The sequence below is a fragment of the Arthrobacter sp. StoSoilA2 genome, assembly GCF_019977195.1.
GTDB lineage: Bacteria > Actinomycetota > Actinomycetes > Actinomycetales > Micrococcaceae > Arthrobacter.
In genome coordinates this window covers 3608743-3628198 of the sequence record NZ_AP024643.1, presented here as the reverse complement: position 1 = coordinate 3628198, position 19456 = coordinate 3608743, and the positions used below count along the sequence as shown (strand labels likewise).

The 19456-nt window shown below is 62.3% G+C and carries 20 protein-coding genes and 1 tRNA gene; 9 read left to right on the top strand and 12 right to left on the bottom strand.

Annotation, left to right across the window (positions count from 1 at the left end; all coding sequences use genetic code 11):
* Positions 1-29 precede the first annotated feature (29 nt).
* Together LDN82_RS16535 and htpX are read left to right on the top strand one after the other, a co-directional pair.
* Positions 30-1301, top strand: coding sequence for an MFS transporter (locus LDN82_RS16535; protein ID WP_224165061.1), 1272 nt, complete (start codon positions 30-32; stop codon positions 1299-1301).
* 117 nt (positions 1302-1418) lie between these two features.
* Entirely contained in the window at positions 1419-2288 is an 870-nt protein-coding gene (gene htpX / locus LDN82_RS16530; RefSeq protein WP_224165060.1) for a zinc metalloprotease HtpX, read from the top strand.
* 88 nt (positions 2289-2376) lie between these two features.
* On the opposite strand, the gene LDN82_RS16525 is transcribed toward htpX, so the two are convergent.
* The 5 genes from LDN82_RS16525 to LDN82_RS16505 form a co-directional block, all read right to left on the bottom strand.
* Positions 2377-3180: an aminoglycoside 6-adenylyltransferase gene (locus tag LDN82_RS16525; protein ID WP_224165059.1), complete on the bottom strand. Its 804-nt coding sequence runs from the start codon at positions 3178-3180 to the stop codon at positions 2377-2379.
* 127 nt (positions 3181-3307) lie between these two features.
* Positions 3308-4582: an iron uptake transporter deferrochelatase/peroxidase subunit gene (gene efeB / locus LDN82_RS16520; RefSeq protein ID WP_224167555.1), complete on the bottom strand. Its 1275-nt coding sequence runs from the start codon at positions 4580-4582 to the stop codon at positions 3308-3310.
* Positions 4583-4758: 176 nt separating this feature from the next.
* Positions 4759-5952, bottom strand: a complete 1194-nt coding sequence (efeO, locus tag LDN82_RS16515; RefSeq protein WP_224165058.1) for an iron uptake system protein EfeO — start codon at positions 5950-5952, stop codon at positions 4759-4761.
* A gap of 153 nt (positions 5953-6105) precedes the next feature.
* Positions 6106-6966 (bottom strand): iron uptake transporter permease EfeU, encoded by an 861-nt coding sequence (efeU, locus tag LDN82_RS16510; protein WP_224165057.1) that lies wholly within the window; start codon positions 6964-6966, stop codon positions 6106-6108.
* A 208-nt stretch (positions 6967-7174) separates the two neighbouring features.
* Entirely contained in the window at positions 7175-7666 is a 492-nt protein-coding gene (locus LDN82_RS16505) for a YajQ family cyclic di-GMP-binding protein (RefSeq protein WP_018776783.1), read from the bottom strand.
* 180 nt (positions 7667-7846) lie between these two features.
* Between LDN82_RS16505 and LDN82_RS16500 the strand changes: the two genes are divergently transcribed.
* Together LDN82_RS16500 and LDN82_RS16495 are read left to right on the top strand one after the other, a co-directional pair.
* Positions 7847-8113: a hypothetical protein gene (locus LDN82_RS16500; protein ID WP_216925007.1), complete on the top strand. Its 267-nt coding sequence runs from the start codon at positions 7847-7849 to the stop codon at positions 8111-8113.
* Positions 8114-8241: 128 nt separating this feature from the next.
* Positions 8242-8323: transfer RNA gene (locus LDN82_RS16495), tRNA-Tyr, on the top strand.
* Between the two features lie 48 nt (positions 8324-8371).
* Here the strand turns inward: LDN82_RS16495 and LDN82_RS16490 are convergent.
* Both LDN82_RS16490 and LDN82_RS16485 read right to left on the bottom strand, forming a co-directional pair.
* Positions 8372-9145 carry a potassium channel family protein gene (locus LDN82_RS16490; protein WP_224165056.1) on the bottom strand — a complete coding sequence of 258 codons (774 nt, stop codon included), beginning with the start codon at positions 9143-9145 and terminating at the stop codon, positions 8372-8374.
* Positions 9146-9191: 46 nt separating this feature from the next.
* Positions 9192-9410 carry a hypothetical protein gene (locus tag LDN82_RS16485; RefSeq protein WP_224088422.1) on the bottom strand — a complete coding sequence of 73 codons (219 nt, stop codon included), beginning with the start codon at positions 9408-9410 and terminating at the stop codon, positions 9192-9194.
* Positions 9411-9595: 185 nt separating this feature from the next.
* Here LDN82_RS16485 and LDN82_RS16480 point away from each other — a divergent pair, with 185 nt between their 5' ends.
* Positions 9596-10141, top strand: coding sequence for an acyl-CoA thioesterase (locus LDN82_RS16480; protein WP_224165055.1), 546 nt, complete (start codon positions 9596-9598; stop codon positions 10139-10141).
* A 6-nt stretch (positions 10142-10147) separates the two neighbouring features.
* Here LDN82_RS16480 and LDN82_RS16475 read toward each other — a convergent pair whose 3' ends face one another.
* Genes LDN82_RS16475 through LDN82_RS16465 form a run of 3 tightly spaced genes read right to left on the bottom strand, consistent with a single transcriptional unit; the run spans position 10148 to position 12619 of the window.
* Complete coding sequence (locus LDN82_RS16475) at positions 10148-10948, bottom strand: ABC transporter permease subunit (RefSeq protein ID WP_224088420.1); 801 nt, start codon at positions 10946-10948, stop codon at positions 10148-10150.
* On the bottom strand, positions 10941-11945 hold the full coding sequence (locus LDN82_RS16470; protein WP_224088419.1) for an ABC transporter ATP-binding protein: 1005 nt from the start codon (positions 11943-11945) through the stop codon (positions 10941-10943). The genes LDN82_RS16475 and LDN82_RS16470 overlap by 8 nt, the downstream gene beginning before the upstream one ends.
* Positions 11942-12619 carry a TetR family transcriptional regulator gene (locus LDN82_RS16465; protein WP_224165054.1) on the bottom strand — a complete coding sequence of 226 codons (678 nt, stop codon included), beginning with the start codon at positions 12617-12619 and terminating at the stop codon, positions 11942-11944. Before LDN82_RS16465 ends, LDN82_RS16470 begins: the two co-directional genes overlap by 4 nt.
* Before the next feature lie 268 nt (positions 12620-12887).
* Here LDN82_RS16465 and LDN82_RS16460 point away from each other — a divergent pair, with 268 nt between their 5' ends.
* Positions 12888-14660 (top strand): GDSL-type esterase/lipase family protein, encoded by a 1773-nt coding sequence (locus tag LDN82_RS16460; RefSeq protein WP_224165053.1) that lies wholly within the window; start codon positions 12888-12890, stop codon positions 14658-14660.
* Between the two features lie 81 nt (positions 14661-14741).
* Positions 14742-15119 (top strand): thioredoxin family protein, encoded by a 378-nt coding sequence (locus LDN82_RS16455; protein ID WP_224088415.1) that lies wholly within the window; start codon positions 14742-14744, stop codon positions 15117-15119.
* 113 nt (positions 15120-15232) lie between these two features.
* On the opposite strand, the gene LDN82_RS16450 is transcribed toward LDN82_RS16455, so the two are convergent.
* Positions 15233-15511: an antibiotic biosynthesis monooxygenase gene (locus LDN82_RS16450; RefSeq protein ID WP_224088414.1), complete on the bottom strand. Its 279-nt coding sequence runs from the start codon at positions 15509-15511 to the stop codon at positions 15233-15235.
* 83 nt (positions 15512-15594) lie between these two features.
* Between LDN82_RS16450 and LDN82_RS16445 the strand changes: the two genes are divergently transcribed.
* Complete coding sequence (locus LDN82_RS16445; RefSeq protein WP_224165052.1) at positions 15595-17271, top strand: AMP-binding protein; 1677 nt, start codon at positions 15595-15597, stop codon at positions 17269-17271.
* Between the two features lie 132 nt (positions 17272-17403).
* Positions 17404-18309 carry a hypothetical protein gene (locus LDN82_RS16440; protein WP_224165051.1) on the top strand — a complete coding sequence of 302 codons (906 nt, stop codon included), beginning with the start codon at positions 17404-17406 and terminating at the stop codon, positions 18307-18309.
* Between the two features lie 75 nt (positions 18310-18384).
* Here the strand turns inward: LDN82_RS16440 and LDN82_RS16435 are convergent, their stop codons facing one another.
* Positions 18385-19359 (bottom strand): 3-methyladenine DNA glycosylase, encoded by a 975-nt coding sequence (locus tag LDN82_RS16435; protein WP_224165050.1) that lies wholly within the window; start codon positions 19357-19359, stop codon positions 18385-18387.
* Between the last annotated feature and the right edge of the window lie 97 nt (positions 19360-19456).

Sequence of the window (19456 nt, the reverse complement as noted above, 5' to 3'; positions counted from 1 at the left end):
GACGTCACTGGGGTCGCTAGGGTGGCTAGGTGGCGAAACTACTGGCAGACATCACCCCGATCAAGGAGAGCCCGGCGTTCCGGCGGCTTTGGCTCGGAGCCTCGGTGGCTGCCATCGGTACCCAGCTCACGTTGGTGGCCGTCAGCTTGGAGGTTTACCGACTGACCCAGGAGAGTTTCTATGTAGGCCTCCTGGGAATCTTCGCGTTGGTTCCGCTGATCATCGCAGGGCTTTACGGCGGCTCCATCTCCGATGCCTACGACCGCCGCAAAGTTGCCCTGATCGCATCATTGGTCCTTTGGGTCACCACCGCTGGCCTGGCACTGCAGGCCTGGTTGGAGATCGGCAACATCTGGTTGCTTTACGCGTTGGTTGCCATCCAAAGCGGCGCACAAGGCATCAACGGTCCAGCCCGCAGCGCCATCATTCCGCTCCTGGTCCGCAAGGATCTGCTCCCGGCGGCGAACGCGTTGAGCATGCTGACGTTCGGCCTGTCCATGACCGCCGGACCACTCTTGGCGGGCGTGCTGGTGGCCACGATCGGTTTCGGATGGACCTACACGATCGATGTCATCAGCTTCACCTTTGCCCTGTGGGGCCTTGCCAAACTCCCGCCGCTGCCACCGTCCAAAGATGCCGTCCGGCCGGGGCTCCGCTCCGTTGTGGAGGGCTTCCGGTTCCTTGGCACGCGGCCCAATGTCCGGATGACCTTCATCATTGACCTCATCGCCATGATCTGCGCCCAACCCCGTGCCCTGATGCCTGCAATTGGTGCAGTCATGATTGGCGGCGGTGAAACAACCGTGGGCCTGCTGTTGGCATCCACGGCCGTGGGAGCCTTCCTGGCGGGCTTGTTTTCCGGTCCCCTTGGCAGGGTGAGGCGCCAGGGCAGCGCCGTGGTGTGGTCGGTGGTCGGATGGGGTGCCTCGATCGCAGGCTTTGGCCTGGTGGTGTTGCTGGCAGGAGATTCAGGCCGCGAGGGCGTAACACCCTGGCTCCTCCCGGCTACCCTGTGTTGTGCGCTGGCGGGGATTTCCGACTCTGTCAGTGCGGTCTTCCGCACCACCATCCTCCAGGCCGCCACGCCAGACCACCTGCGCGGACGCCTGCAGGGAGTGTTCATCGTGGTGGTCGCAGGAGGGCCTCGAGTGGGGGATATGCTGGCCGGCGGCGTCACGCAATTCCTCAGCGAAGGCGGCGTGCTGCTGATCGGCGGAATCGTCTGCATTCTCCTGGCCTGGCTGGCATCGCGCCTGCAGCCGGGCTTCGTCGCGTACGATGCGAAGCATCCGGTGCCCTAGCCAGGAGCCTCTGGCAGGGCGGGCGGCCCAGGCCTGCAGGCTGCGGAACACGGCGACCGCCGTCGGCGTTAATCGGTACAGAACTGTTCACGAGCCAACGAGAGTGGAAGAACAACCGTGCACAAACACAACAATGGACTCAAGACCGCGGCGCTTTTCGGTGTGCTGTGGGCGGTGCTGTTGGGTTTGGGTGCCATTATCGGAGCCGGTACGCGCAGCACCACCCCTATCTGGATCTTTGCCCTGATCGGGGTAGCCGCTACCGCCTACGGATACTGGAACAGCGACAAGATCGCCATCCGCTCCATGGCGGCCTATCCGGTCAGCGAAGCGCAAGCCCCGCAGCTGTACCAGATCGTCCGGGAGCTTTCCGTGCGGGCCAACAAGCCCATGCCGCGGATTTACCTCTCGCCCACCATGACGCCGAACGCCTTCGCTACCGGGCGCAGTCCCAAGAACGCCGCTGTCTGCTGCACCGAGGGAATCCTGCATGTCCTTGATGCCCGCGAACTCCGGGGTGTCCTGGGGCACGAGCTCATGCACGTGTACAACCGGGACATCCTGACGTCGTCCGTGGCGGCTGCCGTGGCGGGCGTGATCACGTCCGTGGGGCAGATGCTGTTGTTCTTCGGCGGCGGGGACCGGCGCAATGCCAACCCGCTCGCGATGATCGCCATGGCGCTGCTGGCGCCGTTCGCGGCCTCACTCATTCAGATGGCGATCTCCCGCACCCGGGAGTACGACGCCGACGAGGACGGTGCCGAACTGACCGGCGACCCACTGGCGCTCGCCTCGGCGCTGCGCAAGATCGAATCGGGCGTCTCCCAGCTTCCGCTCCCACAGGATCAGCGGCTCGTGAATGCCTCGCACCTCATGATCGCCAATCCGTTCCGTGGCGGTGGCATGAGGCGTTTGTTCTCCACGCACCCGCCCATGAAGGAGCGCATCACCAGGCTTGAGCGGATGGCTGGGCGGCCGCTTTCCTAAGGACGCGGCTTTCCCAGGGCTAAAACGTCAATTCTGGAGCAGTCCTTGAGCCGGCTCATACAAAGTCCGAACACCGGAGAATCGGGTGTTACCAGGCCATTTGCAGTTCATGAAGCCATAGCTTTTTCGTGGCCTCTTCGAGCTCCAATGGCCAAGCAGCCGCACATTTCCCAGCGAGCCTACGTGCCCGGCTTAAGTAGGCGGCCGCAAGTTTCTGTTGCGCTTCGCGAAGGCTAGGCTCCCCGAGCCCGAAAGGTGGAATTTCCTGCAAACACTGCATCTGTTCGTCACCCAATTGGTCGCCGATCCGCTTGTTGATCGTCCCGCTTGGAATCCCGTTCTCAGCCAGCAGCAAATTGACCAAAAGACGATCACGCATCATCGCCGTGGCCTGCGAAAGGGCGATGAGATCACCGCGATGAACCGACGCAATGGTCTTACCCAAGAAGTACAGGAAGATTTGGACATCTTGGGCGGGAAAAAATGGCTGCCCGCGAGGAGGCACGGCGCTCGGCATGTCCGGAATCGGGGCATCCCGGACAAGAAGTACGCGGCGTGAGCCGCAGGACGGGAGGGGACTTTCCGAGGAATGAACATTCACGTCGACCTGTATCCAAGTGGAAGTGAGGCAGATAAAGGAACCTCGCAGCCCGGGGATCGCATCCGCGAGGACCAAGTGCACCTGCGAATCGAGCCACTCGATAGCGTCGAAGGCCTCCGGCTCCCTTACTGCTAAATGGAGGTCTATGTCGCTCCAGTCATCTGCTGATCTCTGTGCCAAAGAGCCCTCGAGCCAGGCCGACCGTATGCGTTCATCATCGTGACACTTCTTCAAGAGCATTTGAAGTGTTGGCCTAAGCCGTCGCGGCACGTCCTCAAAAGTGGAATCCATACCCGGATTGTTTCATCCGTCGTTGAGCCATCGTGGTTTGGCGCCACAGAAGAAACGTCGTGAACCCGCTATTCCGTGGTCGGCCAACACCGGAATAGCGGGTTCACGACGTAATAGAGAAATCAGCCTAAGCGAAAAGTCCTTCACCGATGAAGCCGCCCTGCTGGATCCCCGGAGGCACGGCAAAAAGGCCGGAGCCCGTGTGCTTCAGGTATTCCACGGACAACGTATCGCCCTTGGCCAGAGCCAGCTGCATGGGAACGTAGTGGGTCCGCGGATCCTTGACGAACGCGATGAAGAACAACCCCGCGTCCAAATGCCCGAGTCCGTCTGAGCCGTCGGTGAAGTTGTAGCCGCGGCGAAGCATCCGCACACCCCCGTTCTGGTCGGGGTGGGCCAGGCGGACGTGCGAGTCCAAGGGAATGAGCGGGTCACCGTTGCGGCCCGCGAGCTTGAAATCGGGCGTCGTGAACTCTTCGCCACCGGACAACGGCGCCCCCACGCCCTTCGTCCGCCCTATCAGGCCTTCCTGTTCACCCAGGGACGTCCGGTCCCAGATTTCGATGTGCATCTGGATCCTGCGCGCCACAAGGTAGCTGCCGCCCCTCATCCACTCTTCACTCGGCGAAGCCGGGGAACCTACCCAGACATGCTCATCGAGGAGGGCTTTGTCCTCAACTTTGAGGTTGTTGGTGCCGTCCTTGAACCCAAAGAGGTTGCGGGGCGTCACCTGCGCACGGGACGTGGAGGACGTGCGGCCAAAGCCCAATTGGGACCAGCGGACACGCACCTTTCCGAAACCGATGCGCGCAAGGTTGCGGATGGCGTGAACGGCTACCTGGGGGTCGTCGGCGCAAGCCTGGACCACGATGTCGCCTCCGGTGCGGCCAGGTTGAAGGTCATCACCGGGGAAATGCGGGAGGTTGATCAAGGCTTCGGGCCGGCGACCGTCCAAACCGAAGCGCACCTTGCCGTTCTTCTCGAAAAGCCCTGCGCCGAAACCGAAGGTCAACGTCAATTTCGCGGCGGCCAGGTCCAGCGCCTCACCGGTGTCTTCCGGCGGGGCCTCGTAGGGGCCATCGACGGCGCCGGTCGCACCCGTCGTGCGGCCCGCCGTCATGGCCTCAGCCGCAGCAGTCCAATCCTTCAGGAGCTTGATCAGTTCTTTCCGGTCCTCCGTGGTGACATCGAACGCAGCCATGTGAAGGCGGTCCTGGGCCGGGGTGGTGATGCCGGCCTGATGCTCGCCGAAAAAGGGAACAACAGCATCCCCTGCGTCGGATTCCGCAGCCGATGCAGCACCGGCCGTGACCAGGTCGTGGCCCAGGAAACCTGCGGCGAGGCCAGCGACTGCGCCAGCGCCGCCCACTCCGGCAAGGGAAAGAAGGCCACGGCGGGACAGCCGGGAGGTGCCGGCGGTTCCCGACGCACCGCCGTCGGACGTCGCCGTGGAGCGTTCGACGCCGGTCGCCTCGCCGGCGCGGGCTGAAGCGTCAGCCTCACTACGATTCACATTCAATGGCTGTCCGGCACCTGGAGCCTCCGGGGCTTCGCCGGTGTGCCCGTAGGGGCAGCCGGTCACAGCACGACAGCCGAGGTGAGCTTGGACAGTGGCTCGCCCAAGGAATCGACCAAGGCGGCGAGCTGCTGGATCTGATCCTGGCTCAGCTCGTTGTAGTAGGAGAAGCCATCGCCCTTGGCGTGCTTCTTGAGCTCGGCCTGGAGGGCTGCGAACTTCTCGTCCAAGGACTTGGCGAGCTCGGCGTCTTTTTGCTCCAGGGCCGGCTTCAGGCTCTCGAAAGCGATGCGGGCGCCGTCCACGTTGGCCTGGAAATCCCAGAGGTCGGTGTGCGACCAGATCTCTTCCTCGCCCGTCACCTTACCCGTGGCAACCTCATCGAGGAGCTCCTTGGCGCCGTTGCCCAGCTTGTCAGCCGTCAACTCCACTGTGCGGGTACGCGTCGCGAGGTCTGCAGTATCTGCAACCAGCTGGGTGGATATCGCGCTACGTTCGGCCGGGGTCATGGCGGTGTAGTCCGCAGGCGGGAACAAATCCTTCTCTGCGCGGTGCCATCCGGTCCATTCCTGGCCGGGCTCGAGATCGGCCTCGCGTGCATCAAGCTTGGGATCGAGATCGCCAAACGATTCTGCAACGGGCTCGATCCGCTCCCAGTGCATGCGGGTTGCGGCATACAGTTCACGGGCGTTTGCGGCATCGCCGGCTGCGAAGGCATCTGCAAAGGCCTTGGTGCCCGTGACGAGTTGCTCCGTTTGGTCCTTGACGTAGGCGGCATACTGCTGGGAGCCGGTCTCAAGAAGTTTTTGGAAATCGGCGTCCGCGCTCGGCTTGTTTCCGGACTCTGTGACCTCAAACGAAGCCCGGATTCCATCGCCCTGCATACCCGGCTTGCAGGCGGTGTTGTACTTGCCTGCAGCAGCGGTGACCACCAGGTTCCGGGTAATTCCAGGCCCGATGTTTTCCACTTCGCCGATGATCCGCAAACCGTCCTCGGCCAGCAGGTAGAACTCGGTGACCTCGGTGCCTTCGTTCTTCACGGCAAACGTCAGGTTGCCGCTGGGAGCAGTACCTGTGGAGACCTTGCATTCATTCGCGGTGCTGCTGACCTGGATCGGCCCATCTGTGGCCGCCGTGGTTTTTGCATTGTCAGTGCAGCCCACCAGAACCATGGGGACGGCCGCAGCCACACCGATGACGGTGAGGGTCCTGCGAAGCTTCGGGGAAGTGGCGGGGGACAGGAACGTGCCAAGCATGGGGGTCCTTTGGGTTGTGGGAACGAGCGGGGTGCGAGGCCTGCGCGCGGGTTGGGGGGTGCGAGATCGTACGGCTGAACCGTGTTTACGGCTGAACAGTGTTTACTGCTGAACCGTGTTTACGGCTGAACCGTAGTTACTGCTGAACGGCGTTTATTGCTGGACGGCGACTGCGGGCTTCGGGGCATTCGTCTTCGCTGCCGCCGCCGGAGGATGGGAACGGTTGGCCCGGATGTACATGAACAGGACCGGGATGACGTACAGCAGCCAGGCTGCTGCTTCCAGCCACGTGGTGGCCGGGGAGAAGTTCAGCGTGCCCTTCAGCAAGGTTCCGTACCACGACGACGGCGGAACCGCAGCTGAGAGGTCGAAGGCCAGGCTATGCAGGCCGGGAAGGATGCCGGCTTCCTGGAGATCGTGGATGCCATAAGCAAGGACGCCCCCGGCAATGACGATGAGTCCCACTCCAGTCCAGGTGAAGAAGCGGCCCAGGTTGACTTTGAGGACGCCGCGGTGAAGCAGGTATCCGAGGCCGGCAGCCGTCAGGAGTCCAAGCAGGGCGCCGAGGAGGGGGAACGTGGTTTCGCCGGTGGCTTGCGCCGCCGCCCAAATGAAGAGCGCCGTTTCAAGTCCTTCCCGGCCCACGGCCAGTGCCGCAACAAGCACGAGGCCCCATGCGGCGCCGTCGGCTGCTTTATCCACGTGGGACCTGAGGTCGCTGCCGAGGCTGCGGGCGGTGCGCGCCATCCAGAAGACCATCCAGGTTACGAGGCCGACGGCAACAATGGACAGCCCTCCGCCGATCGCTTCCTGGGCCTCGAAGGTGAGGCCCCGTGGGCCGAACGTGAGAAGAGCGCCGAAACCGAGGGAGATGGCAATGGCCAGCCCGACGCCGGCCCAGAGCCGGGGGAGCAGCGACTTCCTGCCGCTCTTGATGAGGTAGGCCATCAGGAGGACCACGATGAGCGAGGCCTCGAGGCCTTCACGCAGGCCTATCAGGAAGTTGGCGGTCATGTGCGTTTCTTTCACTCAGGGGAGCCATACTTAGGCTTGCCTAATGATGAAGAATACTGCCGCGGTACGATTACGCAAAAAGTTTGTGCCCTAATGTCCCCTGTCATTACGACAATCGATGTAGTCAAGCCACAAAAAACCGGGATCCAGCGCCCTGAGCGGCGCCGGACCCCGGCTTTTATGACGCTGGCGGTGCAGCGTCCGCAGCCTAGCTGCGGAAGTTCACGAACTGCAGGTCTGCCTCTTCGAACTTCTTGAGGATGTTCATGGTTTCCTGCAGGTCATCGCGGGACTTGGAGGTGACACGAAGCTCGTCGCCCTGGATCTGGGACTTGACGGACTTGGGCGCTTCGTCGCGGATGATCTTGTTGATCTTCTTGGCGATGTCCTGCGCGATGCCCTCCTTGATGGTGCACTCCAGCCGGAATTCCTTCCCGGAGGGGTAGGGCTCGCCCTGGTCCAGGGACTTCAAGGAGATGCCACGCTTGATGAGCTTGGACTGGAAGACGTCCAGGACGGCGAGGACACGATCCTCCGAGTTGGCTTTCATCAGGATCTTTTCGCCGCTGAAGTCAATTTCCGCGCCGACTCCCTTGAAGTCGTAGCGCTGCGCGATTTCCTTCTGGGACTGGTTGAGCGCGTTGGCGACCTCTTGCTTGTCTACCTTGCTGACGACGTCGAATGTTGATTCGCCTGCCATGACTCTCCTTAGGTTGGGGGCCCGGTAAGGGCGGTTTGTCTGCCATCCAGCCTAGTACGGAAGGCGCGGGATGGGGCCGTGGATAACTTTCACAGTTCGCTCACAGCACATGCTTGGTTGGAACCGAGGCGGATCTTTGAGAGTTGTACCAGTTGGAAGAGCCCATCCCCGGAGGTAAGCATGAGCCACAAAGCCGTCCACTACGTCACGAAGTCCGCATCGGCGGCAGCCGGTTCGATCGGTACGGCAGCGGCAGCCGCGGCGAGTGCGGTGGCAGCGGTGACCGTGGCGGCGTCGATCGTCCTGAGCCCGGTGCCGGATGCGGCCTCGCGGATGGACGGCGTTCATGCGGATTTGCAGCGTGCGGTGGAGCTCAACCAAATCACGGCTGAGCAAGCAGAAAAGTTTGAAGCGAAACTGGCTGGCCGGATCCTCGGAGAAGCCTGAAATACAGGCCATTCCGGCGTGTCAGCCCTCGATTAGATTCTTGGCCGGAAGTTCTGTAAGGTTGTCTCTGCCTTCGGTTACCGGATCGAAAAGAAACGGTCTCCGGAAGTGATCTTCTTTTGAAGTTCGGCAGATTACCCGAGCGGCCAAAGGGGGCTGACTGTAAATCAGCTGGCAACGCCTACGGGGGTTCGAATCCCTCATCTGCCACCCAAGGGAAATCCCCGGAACCATCAGGTTCCGGGGATTTTTTTTGCGCTACAGCTCTGTGCTCTTCCGAAGTTCTGCGCTCTTCCGAAGCTCCGCGATCTCACTCCTTAGCGCTGCAATTTCAGTGACAAGGTCTGCCAATTCAGCGCGGACCGGTTCTTCGGCGGCTGCCGCTTTGGTTTCCGCGGCCGCCGCGACATCCTCCGCGTTTTCCTCGATTCGTTGCACCAGCCACGAGGCAATGGAGGCCGTCACGATGCCCAGGACGGCAATCCCGCTCATCATGAGCGCTGCCGCCACGACCCTGCCGATGGGGGTGACAGGGTAGAGGTCTCCGTAGCCAACTGTGGTGATGGTGGTGATGGCCCACCATGCAGCGTCGCCGAACGTCAGGATCTTGGCGTCCGGGGCATTCTGCTCCACATCAAGCACTGCCAGGGCACCGATGAGCACCAACATGGCGGCCGAGCCGGCAACGTATGTGGCCACGCGTCCGCGCAGGGTTTCCCCTACTGTGCGTTGCAGTACGGATAGGAGCGTGACCAGCCGAAGGAGCCGGAGCGGCCGAAAGAAGGGGAGCACCACGATGAGGAGTTCATGCAGGTTCCAGATGAACCATCGCCTTCGATCCTCGGCCAGCCAAAGGTTGGCGAAGTAGTCCAGCGCGAAGATCCCCCAGGTAATCCAGAGGATTATTTCGAAGGGAAGGCCGGCCGCGCCGTCCACGCGTCCTATGACCTGCCAGGCATATGCGGCGAGGAAAATCAGTGCCGTCGCCATGAGGGGCCATTCGACGAGGTCCCGGTATCGCGCTTGAGTCATACGGGAATCCTAGCCACAGCACCAATGCGCGCCACTGGGAAACGGGTCAGACGGTGGGAGTCTCCAGCCAGTATCCGTCCATGTGGTGAACCAGTTGCCGGCCCAAACCGCCCTTGAGCTGCACCCAGAGTGTGCTGCGGTCATCGGTCATGCCGTCGATGGTTCCTTCGATGCGGTTGCCCCGGGCGTCCCGGAGTACCACGTCCTGGTGCCGTGCGAGGTCGGGCCAGACGTCCGCGTGCGGCTTGGTAGTCAGAGTGCTCAAAGGGATCTCCCTGGTGGGTTGGTGTTTCCGGGTTTCAGATATTGTGCACGGGATGGATGAACTGGCGGTAAACGTTTGTGCAATCGTTGGACATAAAGCGTTGGATGTACTAAAGCTTCATTGGGACTGTGTCCACCATGCGGCCGGCCTTCCCCCAGAAGTTACTCACGGGTAACATTGCTTGCATGCATTTGCTTCTTCGCACCCTCATGCTGCTGTTCACTTCATCCAGGCGTTCGCCCTTGGGTGCTTGGGAAACGTCCTCATTGCCTCTGCGTGTTTTGCCGACGGACATCGACATCGCGATGCACGTGAACAACGGTATGTATTTCTCCTTGATGGACCTTGGCCGTTTCGACCTCATGGTTCGGAGCGGTATTTGGAGAAAGATGCGCAGGCGCGGCTGGAGTCCCGTTGCAGCGGGAGAGACCATCGCTTTCCGCAAGTCATTGCAACTGTGGCAGCGCTACTCCATCGAAACGCGCATCATTGGACTGGACACCAAGGCCATCTACTTTGAGCAGCGCATGGTGGTGGACGGAGAGATCTACGCCCGCGCCCACATCGCAACCCGCCTGGTGAATAAAGGGAAGCCGGTGACGCAGGAAGAGATCATTGCTGAGTTCGGTGCGCCACCGGCTGATCTGGAATTGCCGGATTGGATCCATGAGTGGCGGGAAAACAATGCGCTCCCAGGGGCGCGCCGGCCAGCTCCGCATGTGTGGGCCTAGGGGAACTCAAACACCGACGTCCCGCCGCTGGAGTGCAACCGCGCCCAGGACGATAAGCGCCGCAGAGATGCCAAGCAAGCCTGCTGCGGCTCCCCAATCAGCGCCGTTCGTCACGGGTGAATTGCCGTACGCCCAGTGGTACGGCGAAAGGTTCAGCAGCCAGTCGACGTCGGGGCTTTGCCTGCCAACCGCGTTGAAGACATAACCGAGGACGGCGACGGCGGCACCCGCGGCAATCGCATAAACCTTCCGTCCCGTCAGCGCACCTACGCACAGCGCCGCTGTTCCGCTCAGCAATGCCAAAGCGGCAAACAGCACTACCGCGCCGAAGAGATGCCCGACGTCGATATCCAGTTTCGAGGGCCCGTTCAGGACCAGCACCAACAGGAAGACCACGGCCGAAAGTATCGCGACGCGCACCACGAGGGCCAGGGCGCGTTCAAGGACCACCTGGATCCGGGTCACGCTATGGGCCAAGGTCAATTCCAGCAGCCCCGACTCCTCGTCCGCGCCCACCGCAGCCGCGCCCCAGCCAACGGATGCCATGGACATCAGCAGGAAACCGATCAGACCGAACAGGGTGGCCTGTGTGTAGCCAGGTCCAGTGGCTATCTGGTCATAGTTCAGGGCCTTGGTCATCTCCTGGGGGAGTGCGTCGATCATTTGCTGCATTTGCGCGCTGCCCCCGATGGACGGATAGAGGGGCAGGTACAGCATGATCGCAGCCGTCAGTCCCAGGGCCCATGCGAGAGTGGACCGCCACGAATCAGTGAGGGCCTTGGTGAAGAGAGGGAGGAACTTAGGCATGGTGTGCTCCTTCCGTGTGGCTCACGGATTTGTGTCCGTTTCCGTTGCCGACGTAATGCCCCGTCCCCGCATAGTTCCCCGTGTAGAGAGTCAGCACGGCTTCCTCCAAATCCGGCTCCTCCAAAACGAGGTCTGTGAGGTTCAGCCGGGCCAGTTCCTGCACCAGTGGCTGGACCTGACCCGAAAGTGTCGCCGTTGCTTCGATCGCGGCTTCCGCTGCGCCGTCACCAGCAAGCTCCCGCAGCACAACATTGGCGACGCCCGGCACCCGCGCCAGCAGCGCGCCGACGTCGTTCTTTTCTGCGCCGGCCGCGTTGAACCGCAACTGCCGTACGGCCGCGTTCCTCAACGCCTCAACAGTGGAGATCGTCACGATCCCACCGTCACGGAGGATAGCTACGGCGTCGGCGGCCTGCTGGACCTCGCTCAGTACGTGTGAGCTGAGGAAGACCGTTGCGCCGTCGTCAACCACTTCGCGGACGAGTGCATGGAACTCCTGTTGGACCAGGGGATCCAGGCCGCTGGTTGGTTCATCGAGCACCAGGAGTTCGGGGCGGTGCATGAACGCCTGCAGGAGGCCGAGCTTCTGCTTGTTCCCTTTGGAGAGCTTTCGGGTTTGCCGGTCCAAATCCAGATCCAGCCGCTCTGCCAACTCGTTGACATATTTTGGCTCTACCGGGCCGCTGATGGCCGCGAAGTGTTCAAGCATGCGCCGGCCCGTGGTTCGGTTCTCCAAGTGGAGTTCCCCGGGGAGGTAACCGATCCTGCGGCGCAGCCCGGTTCCGGCGCGACGTGGATCCTGCCCCAACACTGAAATGGTTCCCGCGCTTGGCCGGATGATATCCAGAAGGCAGCGCATGGTGGTGGTCTTGCCCGCTCCATTCGGTCCAATAACGCCGAAGACCGTTCCCGGTTCAACGGCGAAATCGAGTCCGTGGAGGACCTCGCGCTGGCCGAATTTCTTGCGCAACCCTTCGACGACGATTGCCTGGGTCACGGGGCATGCTCCCTTCCTTGGTTGTTGGCGTCTTGCTGCAGGGCGTCGCGGGCCGCTTCCAGGAACCGCGAATCCGCATAGAAGCCGTTGGTGTAGATGTCCAGCGCCGGGATGGTCAGTTGCCGCAGCAGTTCCGGTCCTATGCCGTGCGGTTCTGTTACGTCCGCTCCCAGCGCCCGTGAGAGGTGCCTGCCGAGCATGAGCATCGCGAGGCTGTTGGATGCAATAACGACGGCGGTGGACCGGACGTCGTCGAATTCGCGGATGGTGCCGGCAGCGATGCCGGCCTCGATAATGTCCTGCGTCTGGCGCACCACGGCGTCGAAGAATGCGTCGCCGGCCTCGGATTCGTCGCCCAGGGAGCGCCGAATGTAGGCGATCTCATCCGCGTACTGGTCCGGGTGGTTGAGGTAGTCCTGGATCAATTGACGTGCCGTGGCAGGGTCGGTTTTCTCCTTGCCCTGGCTGGCGGTCTGCGCGAGGACGTGCTGGTCGCAGGCTTCGCGCAGGCCGGCCTTGCTGCCGAAGTGGTGGATCACCAAGCCGGGGCTGACACCCGCCGCAGAGGCCACCGCCCGGACGGTGGCAGGACCGAAACCATCGCGGCCGAACAGACCAATGGCGGCATCGCGAATGCGTGCCCGGGTGGTCACATCTTCTGCGGTTAAACGCATGTTTAATACACTAAACACCTGTTCAATCCGTATCAAGAGGCTGGGATTGAAAGGCTCGCGGCTGCCTGGAACATAACGATGTGACACCAAACGCTGCGTCGCCGCTGCCTCAACTGCCGCCGTCGAACATACTGGCTTGACTGTCTTCGTGGGGGAGCAGTGACGGCGCCTGGGCGCCCGAAGATGCAGGGGTAGAGAAGTGGGTTGTACAGGGTCGGCTTCATCGTCGAAGAGAAGCAAAATTGCCGGGTCATGTGCGGCGCTGCTGGTGACCCTGGGCCTGCTCGGAACCGCTCTACCCGTGCAAGCCGCGCCATCGGGGAGCATACAGGTTCAGGCCACCACGCCTCCCGTCACAGGCGCCATCGGCCAGCTTTACAGCACCAGCACCTGGGCCCGCAGCGTGCTGATCCGCCCCACGGCAGCGGAGGAATGCTCAAGCACAGGCTGCGTGCAACGGTTTGTCGGCGGCGATATCGCGTGGTCGCCCCGCACGGGGGCGCGCGTAGTGGTCGATGGACCAGTGCGCACCGCATGGTGGGAGGCCAACGGTCCTGCCGGCTATCACGGCTATCCCACAACAGACACTGCAAGCGGCTTGCGCAATGGAGGTTCCAAGCAAATCTTCGAACGCGGAGCGATCAGTTTCTCGCCGGCAACGGGCGCCCAACGCACAACGGGATCCATCCACTTGGCATGGGGGAGAGCGGGTTTTGAGGCTGGTTTCCTTGGGTACCCGGCCGGAAACGAACGCACCGGACTACCCGACGGCGGTGCCTACCAGGTCTTCGAACACGGCTTTGTTGTATGGTCGCCAGCGACGGGGGCACATCCCTCCATGGGTGCCATCCGTGAACGCTGGCGCCAATCCGGGCTGGAAAGCGGCGAGTTTGGCTACCCCATCACGGATGAAGCGACGGGACTGCGCAATGGTGGCTCGTCACAGCAGTACCAGCACGGAACCATCATCTGGTCGCCTTCGACCGGCGCGAGGGCCCTGACGGGAGCCATCAGGAGCTACTGGTCCGCGACTGGCGGCCAGAACGGTGCCCTGGGATATCCGGTCGGCGAGGAAAACCGGCAAAACGACTTCGTCTACCAACTCTTCCAGGGCGGCACGGTCTATTGGTCGGCGGCAACGGGTGCGCATTCCACCACGCACGGCGATGTCCACAACCGCTATGTGGCCCTGGGCGGAGCTGCCGGTCAATTAGGTTTGCCGCTCACGGACAAACTTCCGCGGGCCGGGGGCCTGGTGCAGCAGTTCGTCAACGGCTGGCTCGTCTGGGGGCCGGCCACTGGAGCGCGGATTGTGGGGCACTCCACATACAAAGTGTGGTCCATCAACCCGGGTGAGTTCGGTTGGCCGTTGCGTGACACCTGGACAGATGCAAGGGGCTCGCACGTCGCCTTCCAAAAGCTGGAAACCATCTGGAACGATTCCACGCAGGAGCTGTATTCAGCCGAAGCAGTCGATGCCTCCACTGTGGTGTTCCTTGGCGACTCGCAGTTGGACCTGGATTCATGGGGCGAACAGGGTGCCCGGGCCGCTGGCTATACCCGCCAGGTGGTCCGGAGCATCGGTGGGATGGGATACGTTTCGGGGAGCCCGGCGGTTGGTGGCAACTCAGCGACGGATGCCTTGGTCCTGGACCGGATCCTTTTGCCCCAAGGGAATCCAGGCCTGGTGGTGGTGACACTTGGCGGAAACGACGCCCGGATTCTTGCCACCGATGCCGCGATCCTGTCCCAGGCCAACCGGTTGTGGGATGAACTGCGCCGCAAATATCCCCGCAGTACGATCCTTGTCACCGGTGTGCTCTCCCGCTATGACGCCAGCCATTTCCAACGTCGATGGGTGGACGGGCTCTTGACCCGCGAAGCCGCTCTCCGGGGCTGGCCCCGCATCTCGATGTCCGGCACAGCAACTATCGCCGGGGCTACCTGGAACTACCTGGATGATGTGCACATGAACCAGACCGGGCACAACAAGGTGGCCCCGTTCTACGCGTCCGCGCTCAAATACGTCTTGGGCAAGTAGCCGTTTATTCCCGTTGACGCGGGAAGCGAACAACGCCCCTCTCCACGGGACTTAGCGGGCGGGGTCGCGTACCGTGGAAACATGGCTACAGTTGACATCACTGGAGAACAGTTCGCATCGACCATCGAAGGCAATGACATTGTCCTGGTGGATTTCTGGGCTGCCTGGTGCGGCCCGTGCCGCCAGTTTGCGCCCACTTACGGGGCAGCCTCGGAGAAACACCCCGATGTGTTCTTCGCGAAGGTGGACACCGAGGCTGAGCAGCAGCTCGCCGCCGAAGCCGGAATTACGTCGATCCCGACGCTCATGGCCTTCCGCGAGAAAGTGCTTGTCTTCTCCCAGCCGGGTGCCCTCAACGGCCAGCAGCTGGAGCAGGTCATCGAGGCCGTGAAGGGCCTGGACATGGAAGAAGTCCACGCGCACGTGGCCAAGGCACGTGCCGAGGCCCAGGAAAGCTAGACCAAACGCGGCGAAATCGCCGGAAACGCATCGAGGTCGCCGGGTAAATTCCGGCGACCTCGATGCGTTCGGGCGTTTCCGCGTTCTTCCAGCGGTTTCGCGACGTGTAGAGCCTAGAGCCGTTCGAGCTGGACCGGCTCGGCAAGCAGCGCACTGAGGGATTCGTTCAAGTCCTGGACGGCAATGCCCTTGGAGTGCTTCTCCAAGGCCTCCTCAGACTCCCAGCGCTCTGTGAGCACCAGCTTCTCCTCGGTGGCTTCGGTCAGTTCATAACGGATGCAGCCGGGCTCGTTGACGACCTCGTCGATCGCGATTTCCAAGGCGAGCTTCACGCGGAAGAACTCGCCGTCGTTGGGGATGAACGTGGCCTGCAGGTCGATGGGTGCACTCATGGATCCAACCCTACCGGGAGGACACGGAAGCGATTGTCCACTTTACGGTTCTGTTGCGCGGACTGTCTTGGTAGCGTTCGGTCATGTTGTCCTACACCGCCGGAGACACTGACGTCCCGCTGCTTGAAGAGACCATCGGTGCCAATTTTGAACGCATCGCAGCACAGTTCCCGCTCAGGGACGCCCTGATCGAAGCAGCTGCCACACCCGGCGGGGACGCCCGTCGCTGGAGCTACGAAAAGCTTAACGACGACGTCGATCACCTCGCCCGCGCGCTCCTCGCCCTGGGCCTTGAGAAGGGTGAGCGCATTGGCATCTGGAGTCCGAACTGTGCCGAGTGGACCATCATGCAGTACGCCACGGCAAAGATCGGGGCCGTGCTCGTCAACGTCAACCCGGCTTACCGCAGGCACGAGCTGGAGTTCGTGGTCAAGCAGAACGGCATGCGGATGCTCGTGGCTGCGCCCTCCGACAAGAACAGCGATTATGTGGGCATGGCCAGGGAGACCGCGGGTACGTGCCCTGAACTCAGGGAGATCGTTTTCCTCCCCGGAGACCCGGTTGTTGGCCTCTCAGCCGGTGTCCCGGAGGCCGGCCACGAACTGACGTACGCTCAACTCCTGACCCGGGCGGACGGCGTCGGGCCTTCTGCTCTACGGGACCGCATGGCCGAACTGGATCCGCACGATCCCATCAACCTTCAATACACATCGGGCACCACGGGCTTCCCGAAAGGTGCCACCCTAACGCACCACAACATCCTCAACAACGGCCACTCGATCGGCCGCCTCCTGGGATATACGGAACATGACCGCGTGGTGATTCCGGTCCCGTTCTACCACTGCTTCGGAATGGTGATCGGGAACCTGAATGCCCTGAGCTTCGGGGCGGCAACCATCATCCCAAGCAGGGGATTCAACCCATCCGCGGCGTTGGAAGCCGTGCAGGACTTTGGTGGCACGTCGCTTTATGGCGTTCCCACTATGTTCATTGCCGAACTTGCGCTGCCCGACTTCGCCACGTTCGATCTCTCCACGCTCAGGACGGGCGTCATGGCGGGGTCGCTGTGTCCCATCGAGGTGATGCGCCGGGTCATCGATGAAATGCACATGGTGGACGTGGCCATTTGCTACGGCATGACTGAGACTTCGCCGGTATCCACCATGACCCGGGCGGGGGACACTTTGGAGCATCGGACCAGCACAGTGGGCACGACCATGCCGCACCTTGAGAGCCGGATCGTGGATCCGGGTACGGGTGAAGTGGTGGAGCGCGGCGTCATCGGAGAGCTCTGCACCCGTGGATACGCGGTGATGCAGGGCTACTGGGGCCAGCCGGACAAGACGGCCGAAGCCATTGACGCTGAGGGCTGGATGCACACGGGCGACCTCGCTCGAATGGACGAGGACGGGTATCTGGTGATTGAAGGCCGGATCAAGGACATGGTGATCCGTGGTGGCGAGAACATCTATCCCCGGGAGATCGAGGAATTCCTGTATCTGCATCCGTCCATCCAGGATGTGCAGGTAATCGGTGTTCCGGACGCAAAATACGGGGAGGAGCTGATGGCTTGCATCATCCTCAAGCCCGGAGTCTCGACGCTCACGGAAGAGGACATCGCCGAGTACTGCCGTGGCAAACTGGCGCATTACAAGATCCCCCGGTATGTGGATGTCCGCGAGAGCTTCCCGATGACCGTCTCGGGCAAGGTCCGGAAGGTAGATATGCGCCAGGAAGCCGTGTCCCGCCTGCACCTCTAGATGCAACGCGGGGTCACTTACAGCCCATGTTGACGACCTTCATGGGCCGTAAGTGACCCCGCGTTGCTGTCATCGGTATCCGGGCTGTGGATAACTCCGTGCGGGCAGGGCCAAACCGACACACTGGAATGCATGGTCCGTATCAACCCTCTGCCCGACGAACTCCAGTACCGTGCTTTCACGACGTACGAGTCCCGCGAGCTCGGTATCCCAGCTAAAAGGCTCAGGGCAAAGGACATTTCCGACGGCGGACGGCTGATTCATCTGCCAACGGGACGTGAGATGGAACTGCTGGAACGGGCGCGGGTTCTGGCCGCCGCAACACCCGGGGCCTGGGTATCCCACGAAACTGCCGCACTTCTCACGGGTTTGGGGCTTCCCCCTTGGATGGGCGGGGGAGACGCCATCCACCTGAGCAAACCGCACATCCTCCCGAGGGTCCGCCGTGGCGGGGTGACGGGCCACAGAGTGCGCGTCCACCCCGGTGAAGTCATGGATTTCGAGGGAGTACCGGTTTCAGTTCGTCCTCGCACCTGGCTGGACTTGGCCAAGGACCTGCCGCTGAACTACGTGATCGCGATGGGCGATCAGCTGATCCGTCGCCCTCGACCAGCCTTCGAATCACGGTCCGAACCCTATGCTTACCCCTCTGGTCTGCGGCTGTTAATTCGACAACACCCCAACCTCCAAGGCGTGGAGAAAGCCCGCCTTGCGCTGGACGAAATGAGGGTGGGTGCGGACTCGTATCCAGAAACATTCCTTCGTTTGGCCATGCGGGATGCCGGCCTTCCGGAACCTGAACTCCAGCTGCAGTTGGACCTGCTGGATCCGATGTCACCGAGGGCCGACCTCGGGTACCGGCGGTTTCGAATCGCAGTGCAGTACGACGGCGCCCATCACCTGACACGTGAACAGCAGTCCCGGGACAACCGGCGCGACGAGGCATTTCTCAGAGCGGGGTGGTCCTACTTCAAAGTCAATGCAGACGACCTTGCCGAAGGCTTCGCCGGGGTGATCTCCAGGATCAAGAGGGTATGACCCAACGCGGGGTCATTTACGGCCCTTTGGAGGAGCAAACATGGGCCCTAAGTGACCCCGCGTTGCTTTAAAAGGTCAGTGGCTGCGGTGGTCCTGGACGGTCATCCGCGGGCCGAAGGTGGGCTTCCGGAAGCCGCTCAAGTACAGCATGCGGACCAGCCGCTGCCTTTGTCCGCGCCAAGGTTCCAGTAGCTCCAGCATGCCGGCGTCGTCGATCTTCCGTCCCAGCAACGCATAGCCCACGAACGACGCAAGATGGTAGTCGCCCACGGAGATAGAATCCGGGCAGCCGTGGGTCCGCTGGACCACTTCCGCGGCAGTCCAAACACCGATTCCGGGAATGGTCTGCAGTTTGGCTCCGGCACGGGCTGGGTCCAGGCCAGCCAAACGTTCAAGCGCGACGGCGGATTGCAGCGCCCGCATCACCGTCGCCGAGCGTTGTGGCCCAACTCCCGCCTTATGCCATTCCCAGGACGGAACGGCCAACCATTGCCGGGCAGTGGGAGGTACGAGGAGCCCGGGAGGAGCCGCACTGCCGGGGGCTTTGGTTCCGAAACGGTACATCAAGTACCGGTAGCCACGCCTTGCCTCCAAGGTGGTGACCTTTTGCTCCAGAATGGTGGGCACAAGGGAGTCAACCACCCGGCCCGTGGAGGGTAGCCGGAGAGCCAGGTTCCGGCGTCGTGCTTCAGTGACCAGGCGCGGGAGAGTTGCATGGAAGACGGGTTCGTCAAAAGCGGACCAGTCATCGTCCGCGCCGAGCAGCCGTGGTACGCCGGCAATGGCGTGCTCCGCGCCGGGCCCCCAGGCCTGCGCATCGACAAATGAATCAGGTCCCGGGCCGCCTGCGGAAAGCCGCACGGTGACAGCTCCTGAAGGAGTAGTGAAGGCCATCCAGAACCCGTTGGGATGGGCCGCGAAAGAGGGGTCGGCATTGCCCCGCATCAGGGGAAACATGGTTTGGTCGAGCCTGTAGGAGGCGCCGGGGTGCCATCGTACGGAAGCGTCTGCCGCAGCCGCAACAAGGGGCGGGGCGTCTGCAATGGTCATGTTTTCATCGTCCCACGGCTGGCTGACAATTCACTCCTGCAAGCCTCTTACGGCGGCCGCTTCCCGGGTCTAGACTCCCTGATGTGGCGCGGGTGGG